Raw genomic sequence first — 12,280 nt, forward strand, 5'->3', positions numbered from 1 at the left:
AAGAGTTTTTTTTGTTTTGATATATATCAGAATTAATAATTCCACATATCCGATTCGAAATTTCGTATTTTATCTTTTACTCTTTCTGATTCAAGCAATTGATTTTGAGCATTATCTTTCATGTATTCGTCAATATTTCTATCACCGTACACATTTTCTTCTTTATAGATAACACTATTAAAACGCCTTGAATTTAAAATTTGATCAAATGAAATTGGTAATGCAGAATTTTTATCATTAAAAGCTTTAGCATCATGCAAAACTTCTCTTGCTGCTGGGAAAAATATCCAAAAAAGTTCGATATAATCTTTCTCATCACTATTCATAGAATAGACATCAGGAGTTACAGGACAAATTCCTAATAATCGATACTTTAATTCACTTTGACGTTTATCAAAATACCAATATCCTTTAATCTTATATTCAGTAACATCAGCTGCAGAAAGATCTTGTCTTAAAATATATTCTTCTGAAATTTTATTTCCAGCATTAATTTGCTCTCTACCTGCATCAGTAGTATCGATACGAGTTAGAGAAGCTTGAATATCTCCTAAAGATTTTTTAGTGTTAAAATAACTATCAGTATAAACTTCAGTAATTGCACCATTTTTCATTGCTTTTGTTAGAACATCATACAAAGATCTTCTATCTGATCCTACATTAGCAGTATCAATTGGAAAATATAAAGCAAAATTAATCTTTTCGCTTAAGTCAATAATTTCCCAAGTTGTTTTTCCCATCAAAACATCTCTATCATGCACATAACCGTAAGCTAATGGCTTATCATTATCTGAAATAAGTTGTGCAGCAGTTTTAAGTCCTATTTGGTCCGGAGTTTTAGCATTAAGCAAATTAGATTGCCCAAAAGTTGAAAAACTTCCCGTAATAGAAATAATAGCGATTAAAAAATTTCTTACATTCATCATTGTATCTTTATAAGATAATTAAGTAGATTAAAAAAACTACTAGTTATTGTATTTCAAAAATTACTGGTGCAGTTCTTGGCAATAAATAACTACCAGCTCCAATAAGTTTAGTTTTAATTTCAGAAATAGTAACTTGGTCACCTCTTCCTGCTTTTGCAAGCACTGCTTTACACTGTGCATTCATTTTATCTCCTTGTACAACTACTGTAGGTTGTCCTGTAACTTTAAGATTAAATCCAACAACATCTAAGCCAACTTCAAAATCAAAATCAACTAACTTAGCACCAATTGTTGCAATTTCAAGATTTGATTTAGGTCCTTTTACAACACCCATTTCACCTCTAATTGTACCAGCTGGACCAGGAATACCTTTAATTCTAAAAGCTTTTTTATCAGAAACTTTAGAACCATCATTAAGAGTAGCACTTACATTAATGACAACTTCATTTCCTGCACCTGGACTCATACTGTATTTTCCACCACCTGCAGAATTTAATCCTGGAGCAGAAGCAGTAACTTTATCACTAGATACACCTGCAAAAGATATAGTCATAGGATTGACAACACCTCTGTATACTACATTCATCTTATCAGCAGAAATTGTAGCAGAATTAGGTCTAGGAACAACAACATAATTTCCTTTAAATTTTAATGGAATAGATTTTCCATCTTCCATAAAAGTAAATTGACCATTAATAGCTTGCTCTCCAACACTTCCAGCTGTCATAGCAATAACCGCTTGACCGTTTACAATTTTACCTGGACCAGAAAAAGAAGTAGGTGTTGTATTTTTGTCATAACGACCTAAAACCACTTTACCTGTAACTTGTTCTCCTTGAAAATAAGCGCTTTTATCTAAAACTACTATCGCTTCATAATTGCTGTAAGAGGCAGCAGCAACAGCAGCCTTACCTAATAAAGTATTATAAACATCAGTTTCAGATTTTTTAACATCATTCTGCCAAGCAGATAATTTTGCTAAAGATGCAACAGCTGGGAAACCTTTAAAATGATAATCTAAATAATCAATCCCTACTCCGTCTTTATTTTTAACTTTAGATAAATCAAATTTACTATTCACTTCAGCTAAAATTGAAGCTAATTTTTGGTTATTACCTAAAGCAGATTTCATGTCTGCTTTGTATTTTTCTACAGTTGCAATAACTTCTTTACCTTTTGCAGAATACCCAGCTGGACTAAACCACAATTGGTCTAAGTTGTCGCCTTTATCCATTTCTTCATAAGGTAATTTACCAGTCTCAGGTTTAACTTGAGTACCCTTTAAAACATCTGTTTTAATTTTACCAATATAATCATAAAAAGTCTTAGTAATACCTTCTACTTTGTGTGCAGTAGCTGAAGCTGCAGTAAATTCTCCACCTGCTTCTGAAGCTTTTGCATCTAAACCAGCCAACATCTGAGTGTTAGACAATTCAGCCGAAGCATTAGAACTTTCAAATTTTTCATTCATTAATCCAAATGCAGACAACACTTCTTTGGACATATTTAATGCTAACATTGCGATAAAAACCAAGTACATTAGGTTAATCATCTTCTGTCTAGGGGTTAGTTTTCCTCCTGCCATATTTTCTAAATAATTAGTTTATTATTTTTTTATAGTTTGAAACTAATTATCCTTTATTATTCATTGCAGAAAGCATACCTCCATAAACGTTGTTCAAAGAAGACAAATTAGAAGTCAATGATAACATTTGATCTTTTAATTTTAAGTTGTTTTCAGCAACTTCTTCATTTATTTGAGCATTTCTAGATGCGCTTTGTAATTGTACTTTGTACAAACTGTTCAATGATTCCATTTGAGCAGCTGCCAATGTCAACTCTTCACTATATTTTTTAGTAGAAGCAATTGAATCTACAGTAGGAGAAATACTCTTAGCTGCTGATTCAAAGTTTTTAATACTATTTCCTAAACTAGCCATTAACTCACCATCAATTTTCGCATCTTTTAACATTGCGTCTAATTTTTGAGATAATAAACCTTGTGCTTCTGTAGTATTTTCTACTTTTTTAACCGCTGTTTTAGCTTGTCCGTTCCCTAATTCTGGATAAACCAAAGTCCAATCCAAATCATCATCAACTGGTTCGAATGCAGAAAGTGCAAAAATAAGTGCCTCCACTACAAGACCAATTGTAAGCATCAAGTTCCCTGTTATAACTCCAAATTCAATATGGGTAATTTTAAATAATGCCCCAATAATTACAACTGCCGCTCCCATACCATATGAGAAATTCATCACTTTTTTGCTTAATAATGCCATAATAATTTTTTTTTAATATTTAGTAGATTTGGTTTGTTTTTATTTCTTTTTTCCGTTACCAGTAGCTTTAGTTCCCATATAATCTTGAACCGTTCTAAAACCGATATAACTTCTTGCTGAGTCAGCATATTCATAATCTCTTGTACTTACCTGTAGGAAGTAAGCAACGTCCTTCCAAGAACCTCCACGCAAAACCTTACGTTTATTTGAACCGTCTTGAACATTTGGATTCATAGAAGATACATATTCATAAGCATTTGAATCATAAGATGAATCAGTCCACTCAGAAACATTTCCTGCCATGTTATATAAGTTATAACCATTTGGATCATAAGACTTAGCTTCTACAGTATATAGAGCTTCATCTGCAGCATAATCACCTCTATTAGGCTTAAAGTTTGCTAAGAAACAACCTCTGTCGCTTTTTGTATAAGGACCACCCCAAGGATAAGTAGCAGATTCTAAACCACCTCTAGCAGCATATTCCCATTCTGCCTCAGTTGGCAATCTGAAACTATTTACTAAATCATGACCTTTTTTCTTTGCTTTCACATAAGTATTCTTATTTAAAGTTCTCCAAGCACAAAATGCTTTAGCTTGAGTCCATTTAACACCAACAACAGGATAATCACCATAGGCTTTATGCCAGAAGTAGTCATTATGCATTGGTTCATTATAAGAATAAGCAAAATCTTTAATCCAAACTGTAGTATCTGGATAAACCTTTACTTCTTCAGTTTTGATAAAATCTTTTCTGTTACCCACTTTTGCTTTAGCAGCAGCCTGAATATCCATCCAAGAATACCTGAATTTTAATTTATTGACATCCATAGTACGCAAACCATTATATGATTCCGCTATTGGAATATACATAGAATCCATAACTTCAGTGTAATATTCATCTGGATACAATTTTGTATCTTTAATCAATTTTACTTTTCTGTTTAATTTTCTACCAGCATACTGATCATCAGAAGTTCCTACACTATAATAGTTATCATACATGTATTTATCGTAAGGCGACATCTTAGCAGGGTCCGAATCGTTAAAAGCAAAATCACCAATACTAGTGGCATTTTTACCTTTACCCGTTCCAGGAGTTTGCCCATTTAAATCTGCAAAAATAGCTAAACGAACTCTAACAGTAGAGTCTTTTACCCATTCTACAAACTGTCGGTACTCACTATTAGTAATTTCCGTTTCATCCATGTAAAAAGCACGAACAGTAACTGTTTTTGTAGGAGCATCTTCTACATTGGCTAAATCAGCATCTGATTTACCCATAATAAAAGCACCCCCGGGTATTAATGCCATTCCATATGGCTTCTCAGGATGCCATTTTCCTCCATTAATACCAACTAATTCTCCTTTATCGCTTGATTTACCACAGCTAACTAGAAGGGTTAAAATTGTTGCAAAAGCTATGAACTTCTTCATGTAAATTTGGTTATCTATTCATTATTTTTAAGGCTGTAAACCTATTTATTTTTTTTAACAAAAACAATTTTTTTAGCACTAAACAATTTTTTTTTTTTTAAAGCTAAATATCCAGTAAAAAAGGGGGTTACAGTATGTTTTTACGTTGTGCTTTCCACCATCTTTCGGGTAGCTCTTGGTTGCAAGCCAGTAAATATTCGTCAAAAGAGCAGGGTAACAACGTATTTCTTTTTAATTTATTATTAACATTTGATACAAATGGAATTTCTATCCACCATCGATCTGTTTTGTCACTTTTGTAAAAAATCAACTCTTCTTCTTCTAAAGGAACAATATATTTTAAGTAATTATTTTTACTTCCAAAAGGGTATTCATTTGAACGATAGTGAAATCCTTCTATAAAATACCAAACTATTTGAGCAATAATTACAGCTTCTTGTGCTGAATTATTATGATTAAATATCCCAAAAGAAGATACTTTATCACTTATCCCTGCATACCTAGAAAGCGAACAAATTTCTTTACCATTAAATCCGTTAGGCTGAAATGAAACAAAATTACCTGAATCAGAAGACTTAATTGAATTTAAATCAATACTCACCAAGTCCGCATCTCTAAAAACAGGCTCCGAAATCACAATATTATTACAAACCTCTCCTAATCTATAGGCATCGAAATATAATTTCTCTATTAAATCTATTTCTTCTTGTGAATTAAAATAAGTTTGAAATCCTAAATTACAATAATTAAATAAATTATTAGGTTCATCAATAATTATTTTTGTTAGATAAGAAGATGCCGACATTTCTTCCTCTTCTTTTCCAAAATCAAACTTACTATCAATAGCAACTAAGTTAACCATTTGCTCTAAATCATCATAAGCCCTATAAAGAGCGTAAGTTAAATCTTGAGAACCCCCAATTACAATTGGAATTATTTTTTTCTTAATTAAACTTGCTACTACTTTTTTTACTGCAAAGTAGGTATCGTCAATAGAATTTCCAGGCAGAATATCTCCTAAATCAGCAATCGAAGTATTCCAATTCCCAGGAAACAGACTATACAATTCCATTCTCACTGGAATTAAATCAATATCAGAAATTGCCTTTGCATCACCTCTATTGTCAAAAACGCCAATTATAGCAATTTTAATTTGATCCAGATCAGGGAATTGCTCTTCCGTATGAAGTACAATTTTACTCCCTAATTGCTGCGAAGTCAATGTACCAATATGATCTAAAACTTCACTGTCTATAGGTTTTAAAAAATCAAATTCCATTCTATTCTTTTTTTATCCTCTAACCAGCCTCTCTAAAGGAGAGGGAGACGAGATATTATGTTGTTTGATTTTACTATTTCTTTTTTGAAACTGCCTTTTTTACTGCTGGTTTTTTTGCAACGGCTTTCTTTACTGGAGCTTTTTTTGCAGCTACCTTCTTAGCGGGAGTTTTCTTGGCAATCATTTCTTGAACTTCCTCAAGTGTCAATTTTGTAGCATCAACATCCTTACTCAATTCAATTTTGATTTTGCCTTTAGTAATAACCGAACGACCCCAACGCGCTTTTTCTACTAAAATACCTTCGTCTTCCCAATTGTGCAAAACCTTGTCAATATTTTTTTGTAACTTATCTTCAATTAAGGCTTCGATATCAGATTGTGATAAATTATCAAAGTCATATTTTTTACTTACATTAATAAATAAACCGTCCCACTTAATAAAAGCTCCAAAACGCCCCACTCCTTTTTGAACACCTAGCCCTTTATAAACAGCTATTGGCGCATCTGCAAGTGCTTTTTCGTCAATTAATTCTTTAGCTCTTTCAAAATCTACATCTAAAGGATTTTCACCTTTCGGCAAAGAAACGAAAGCGGCTCCGTGACGAATATAAGGTCCAAAACGACCATTACTCACCTCAACTTCTTCGTCTTTATAATTCCCTAGATTTTTAGGCAGCAAAAATAAATTTAAGGTTTCTTCTAAAGTTATATTACCAATGTTTTGATCATTCATCAAACTAGCAAACTTTTTCTCTTCATCATCCGCAGCTCCAATTTGAGCCATTGGTCCAAATTTTCCTAAACGTACCGAAACTGGTTTTCCTGTTTTTGGATCTGTTCCCAGAATTCTCTCACCACTTTCTCTTTCAGCATTGGCCTCAACATCTTTCACATTAGGGTGAAATTGATCGTAGAATTCCTGCATCATTTTTGCCCATTCAATATTTCCTTCGGCAATTTCATCAAAATCTTGTTCCACTTTTGCAGTGAAATTATAATCTAATATATTACCAAAATTCTTTACTAAGAAATCAGTAACAATTGTTCCAATATCTGTAGGAACTAATTTTCCTTTATCCGAACCTGTATTCTCTTTCAGCAACTTCTCTCCTACTTTTCCAGATTGTAGAGTCAGTTGGGTATAATTACGTTCTTGACCATCAAGATTTCCTTTTTCAACATAATTTCTGTTGATAATTGTAGAAATTGTTGGCGCATAAGTAGAAGGTCGACCAATGCCTAATTCCTCTAACTTCTTAACCAAAGAAGCCTCAGTATATCTTGCAGCAGCACGAGAATAACGTTCCGTCGCTGTAATATAGTTATTTTGTAATTTTTCGTTGACTTTCATAGCAGGTAACATACCTTCTTGCTCTTCATCATCATCATCATTTCCTTCTAAGTAAACTTTTAAGAAACCTTCAAAAAGTAATACTTCACCAGAAGCTGTAAAAACTTCACCGTGATTATTAGCTTCAATTTTTACATTGGTGCGCTCTAGTTGCGCATCACTCATTTGCGAAGCTAAAGTTCTTTTCCAAATCAAATCGTATAAACGGGCTTGATCGCGATCGATGTTTACAGTATGACGTGACATATCAGTAGGACGAATGGCCTCGTGCGCCTCTTGAGCTCCTTTACTTTTATTAACAAAAGTTCTTGGCTTAGAAAATTCCTTACCATACGATTTAATAATCTCAGCTTGAGCCGCCTCCATGGCATCTTTAGAAAGGTTTACACTATCCGTTCTCATATAAGTAATAAGTCCCGCTTCGTACAAACGTTGCGCTAATTGCATGGTGATTCCAACTGGAAGATACAATTTACGCGCTGCTTCTTGTTGTAAAGTAGAAGTGGTAAAAGGTCCTGTTGGAGATTTTTTGGTTGGTTTCGTTTCTAAATCCGATACCTTATATGTAGAGCCAATATTTTTACTTAAAAAATCTTCCGCTTCTTTTTTAGTATTAAAATTTTTAGGCAGTTTTGCTTTAAATGACTTACCACTTTCGTTAGTAAATTCAGCCACAACAGAATAAGTTGCTACTGCATTAAAATTCTGAATTTCTCTTTCGCGTTCCACAATCAAGCGAACAGAAACAGATTGTACACGTCCGGCAGAAAGTCCGCCTTTAATTTTTCTCCATAAAACTGGAGACAATTCGTAACCCACCAATCGGTCAAGTACACGTCTTGCTTGTTGTGCGTTTACTAAATTATAATCTATTTCACGTGGATTATCAATTGCTTTTAAAATAGCATTTTTTGTAATTTCGTGAAATACAATTCGTTTTGTTTTTGATTTGTCTAATTTTAATTCTTCGGCTAAATGCCAAGAAATAGCCTCACCCTCGCGATCCTCATCACTTGCTAACCAAACCATATCGGCTTTTTTAGCTAATCCTTTCAATTTAGTAACCAAAGCCTTTTTATCAGCAGAAACTTCATATTTAGGTTTAAAACCATTTTCTACATCCACTCCAATTTCCTTAGAAGGTAAGTCTGCTATATGTCCATAACTAGACTCTACTTGAAAATCACTTCCTAAAAATTTCTCGATTGTTTTTGCTTTTGCTGGTGACTCTACTATTACTAAATTCTTTGCCATATCCCGATTGTTTGTGTCGGCAAAAGTAGAAGTTTTTTTTAAATTTAAAGTTTTTTAAAATTTAAAAGTCAAAATTCCCTTTGTAAGACACTACAAAGAACAAAGTTCAATAATAATATTTAAAAAAATAAAGCAAGTTATTATTTACAAAATAAGATTCTGAAAAAAGATTGTATCTTTTGTACTCTTTTTAAAATTCAAAAAAATAATAGTGAATGACTTAAAAATCATAACTTATTATTACAGTTAAAAATTATTATTCATTCTGAACAAAAACCTTATACAAAACATAAAAAACTAAAACATTGTTAATTCTTAGTCTGACATCTTGTCATATTTATTTGAATTCACTTATCTTTGCACTTTAAATTAGCTGATGGAAAAGATTATTGAAGAAAGCAAACAAGGCGAAAGTCTTGTTCTAGAACATAAACCCGAGAATACAAAGAAACTTTTTATAGAAAGTTACGGATGCGCAATGAATTTTTCGGATAGTGAAATTGTAGCATCTATATTATCTAGCAATGGATATAACACTACTCAAACTCTGGAAGAGGCCGATTTAGTATTAGTAAATACTTGTTCTATTCGGGATAAAGCTGAGCAAACAATTAGAAAACGTCTGGAGAAATACAATGCGGTAAAACGCATCAATCCAAAAATGAAGGTTGGAGTTTTGGGCTGTATGGCGGAGCGTTTGAAAAGTAAGTTCCTGGAGGAGGAAAAAATCGTTGATCTTGTTGTAGGGCCAGACGCTTACAAGGATTTACCCAATTTACTTAATGAGGTTGAAAACGGAAGAGATGCTATTAATGTAATTCTTTCAAAGGACGAAACCTACGGTGATATTTCACCTGTTCGATTGATGAGCAACGGAATTACTGCTTTAGTTTCGATAACCAGAGGTTGTGACAATATGTGTACTTTTTGTGTAGTACCGTTTACTCGTGGAAGAGAACGCAGCCGAGAGCCACAAAGTATTATGAATGAAATTCAGGACTTGTGGAATAAAGGTTTTAAGGAAATAACGCTTTTAGGTCAAAACGTAGATAGTTATTTATGGTATGGCGGTGGTCTGAAAAAAGATTTTTCTAATGCTTCCGAAATGCAAAAAGCAACTGCGGTAGATTTTGATCAATTATTAGAAATGGTAGCGGTTGGTTTTCCAAAAATGCGCCTTCGTTTTTCGACTTCAAATCCACAGGATATGCATGAAAGCATTTTGCATGTTATTGCTAAACATTCAAATATTTGTAAACACATTCATTTACCAGTACAATCAGGCAGCAATCGAATATTAAAGGAAATGAATCGTTTGCACAGCAGAGAAGAATACATGAATTTAATTGACAAAATCCGTTCTATTATTCCGGATTGTGCCATTTCGCAAGATATGATTTCAGGATTTCCAACGGAGACAGAGGAAGACCATCAAGACACATTAAGTTTAATGGAATATGTAAAGTATAACTTTGGCTATATGTACAGCTATTCGGAACGTCCCGGAACCTTAGCAGAAAGAAAACTAGAAGATGATGTACCCGAACTAACAAAAGCAAGAAGATTACAAGAAATTGTTGACATGCAACAAAAACATGCTTGGTTTCGTTCTGAAGAATTTATTGGAAATACGGTGGAAGTTTTGGTAGAGAAAGTTTCAAAAAAATCTACTGAGGAGTTTTCTGGAAGAAATTCACAAAGTATTACCGTGGTTTTCCCAAAAGAGAATTATAAAATAGGAGATTTTGTACATGTAAAAATTACAAGTTGCACAAGTGGCACTTTAAAAGGTGAAGCGATTGGATATTCTGAGATGAATTAAAAAAATAAATTATGAATTTATCTAATTTATGGTTAAGAAATAATAATGAGATTGCTTTGCATTATGCCTAGTAACTCCTCGCAATGACATATGGAAACAGTTCAAAACATAAAACAAAGATTTGAGATTATTGGGAATGACCCAAAGCTTAATCGTGCGATAGAAAAAGCCATTCAGGTTGCTCCAACAGATATTACGGTATTAGTTGCAGGAGAAAGTGGTGTAGGTAAAGAAAACATTCCAAGAATAATACATTCTCTTTCACACAGAAAACACGGAAAATATATCGCTGTAAACTGTGGTGCGATTCCGGAAGGAACTATTGACAGTGAACTTTTTGGACATGAAAAAGGTGCTTTTACTGGCGCTACAAATACCCGTGAAGGTTATTTTGAAGTAGCTGATGGAGGAACTATTTTCTTAGATGAAGTAGGTGAATTGCCACTTACAACTCAAGTAAGACTATTACGTGTTCTAGAAAACGGAGAATTCATCAAAGTAGGATCTTCTCAAGTTCAAAAAACAAATGTCCGTATTGTAGCAGCTACGAATGTCAACTTATTCGACGCTATAGAAAAAGGGAAGTTTCGGGAGGATTTATATTATCGATTAAGTACCGTAGATATTGTTTTACCACCATTAAGGGAGCGAAAAGACGACATTCATCTATTGTTTAGAAAATTTGTTGCCGATTTTGCACATAAATATAAAATGCCACCTTTAAAATTGGATGAAAACGCAATACCAGTATTACAAAAATTCCGCTGGAGTGGTAATATTAGACAATTGCGAAATGTTGCGGAACAAATCTCCGTTTTAGAAACCAACAGAGATATATCTGTAACTACATTGCAATCTTATTTACCAGAACAAGGAAGCAATTTGCCGTCTGTAATTAAGGACAAAAAGAGCGAAAACGATTTTAGTACAGAAAGAGAGATTTTATATAAAGTCCTTTTTGACATGAAAAGTGATTTGAATGATTTGAAAAAATTAACATTGGAACTCATTCAAAACGGAAGTTCTAAAGTGCAAGAAACTAATCAACATTTGATTAAAAAAATATACGGCTCAAAAGATAATGATAGTGAGATTGATTTTGAAGAAGAACCAAGATCTGCATTAATCACATCGCAAAACAATGATGATTTGTATCAAGAAAACGATGACAATTATCTTTTTGCTGAAACCATAGAGGAAGAAGAAACCTTACGATTGGAGCAAAAGGAAATTGAAATGATTAAAAAATCTCTTGAAAAAAACAAAGGAAAGAGAAAAGCGGCAGCAGATGAATTGGGGATTTCCGAAAGAACTTTATATCGAAAAATAAAGCAATTCGACTTGTAGTTAAAACTAAAAAAAACACTATTAAGAAGTAAATTAAATCACTTACTTTTATTAAACTAATATGAAAAAAATATATTTATTAGCGGCACTAATTATTCTTTTCGCTACCAACAGTTGTTCAGTATATAACTTTACAGGAACAGGGAAAATTGATGCAAAAACATTTCAAGTAGGCTTTTTTCAAAACAATGCGGAACTTATAGAACCTGGAATTGACAGAAGATTTACATTAGAACTTCAAGATTTAATCCAGAACCAGACTAACCTAAACTTAGTTAAAAACGGCGCTGATTTATCCTATGAAGGAGAAATAACAGATTATAGAATTAGTCCAATGACTGCAACAGCTGATCAAAGAGCAGCGCAAAACCGTTTGACTATTAGAGTAAATGTTCGTTTTACTAACAAGAAGAAAGAAACTGATGATTTTGAAAAACAGTTTACTTTTTTCTATGATTATCCTGCAGAACAACAATTAGCAGGATCAACGTTAAACTCCGCTTTAAAAGATATTTTTGAAAGAATTACACAGGATATTTTTAATGAATCCTTAGCCAAATGGTAGTAAATCATTGGTTTTAGATT

At 32.9% G+C, this 12,280-nt stretch carries 9 protein-coding genes; 3 read left to right on the forward strand and 6 right to left on the reverse strand.

Annotation, left to right across the window (positions count from 1 at the left end; all coding sequences use genetic code 11):
• Positions 1-32 precede the first annotated feature (32 nt).
• From gldN to topA, 6 genes are all read right to left on the reverse strand, one after another.
• Entirely contained in the window at positions 33-923 is an 891-nt protein-coding gene (gene gldN / locus H2650_RS00100; protein WP_188048731.1) for a gliding motility protein GldN, read from the reverse strand.
• A gap of 46 nt (positions 924-969) precedes the next feature.
• Entirely contained in the window at positions 970-2,511 is a 1,542-nt protein-coding gene (gldM, locus tag H2650_RS00105; RefSeq protein WP_188048732.1) for a gliding motility protein GldM, read from the reverse strand.
• Between the two features lie 46 nt (positions 2,512-2,557).
• Positions 2,558-3,205, reverse strand: a complete 648-nt coding sequence (gene gldL, locus H2650_RS00110) for a gliding motility protein GldL (protein WP_188048733.1) — start codon at positions 3,203-3,205, stop codon at positions 2,558-2,560.
• 39 nt (positions 3,206-3,244) lie between these two features.
• A complete protein-coding gene (gene gldK / locus H2650_RS00115) occupies positions 3,245-4,642 on the reverse strand; it encodes a gliding motility lipoprotein GldK (protein ID WP_188048734.1) in 1,398 nt (465 codons plus the stop codon).
• Positions 4,643-4,769: 127 nt separating this feature from the next.
• Entirely contained in the window at positions 4,770-5,921 is a 1,152-nt protein-coding gene (locus H2650_RS00120; RefSeq protein ID WP_188048735.1) for a formimidoylglutamase, read from the reverse strand.
• 73 nt (positions 5,922-5,994) lie between these two features.
• The gene (gene topA, locus H2650_RS00125) at positions 5,995-8,526 is read right to left on the reverse strand and encodes a type I DNA topoisomerase (protein ID WP_188048736.1); all 2,532 of its coding nucleotides are present in this window, start codon (positions 8,524-8,526) and stop codon (positions 5,995-5,997) included.
• Between the two features lie 376 nt (positions 8,527-8,902).
• Here topA and miaB point away from each other — a divergent pair, with 376 nt between their 5' ends.
• From miaB to H2650_RS00140, 3 genes are all read left to right on the forward strand, one after another.
• Complete coding sequence (miaB, locus tag H2650_RS00130; protein WP_188048737.1) at positions 8,903-10,348, forward strand: tRNA (N6-isopentenyl adenosine(37)-C2)-methylthiotransferase MiaB; 1,446 nt, start codon at positions 8,903-8,905, stop codon at positions 10,346-10,348.
• 90 nt (positions 10,349-10,438) lie between these two features.
• Positions 10,439-11,695, forward strand: a complete 1,257-nt coding sequence (locus tag H2650_RS00135; RefSeq protein WP_188048738.1) for a sigma-54-dependent Fis family transcriptional regulator — start codon at positions 10,439-10,441, stop codon at positions 11,693-11,695.
• Between the two features lie 61 nt (positions 11,696-11,756).
• Positions 11,757-12,260, forward strand: coding sequence for an LptE family protein (locus H2650_RS00140; RefSeq protein ID WP_188048739.1), 504 nt, complete (start codon positions 11,757-11,759; stop codon positions 12,258-12,260).
• Positions 12,261-12,280 lie beyond the last annotated feature (20 nt).

This window comes from Flavobacterium sp. GP15, from assembly GCF_014281985.1.
Taxonomy (GTDB): Bacteria; Bacteroidota; Bacteroidia; order Flavobacteriales; family Flavobacteriaceae; genus Flavobacterium; species Flavobacterium pygoscelis.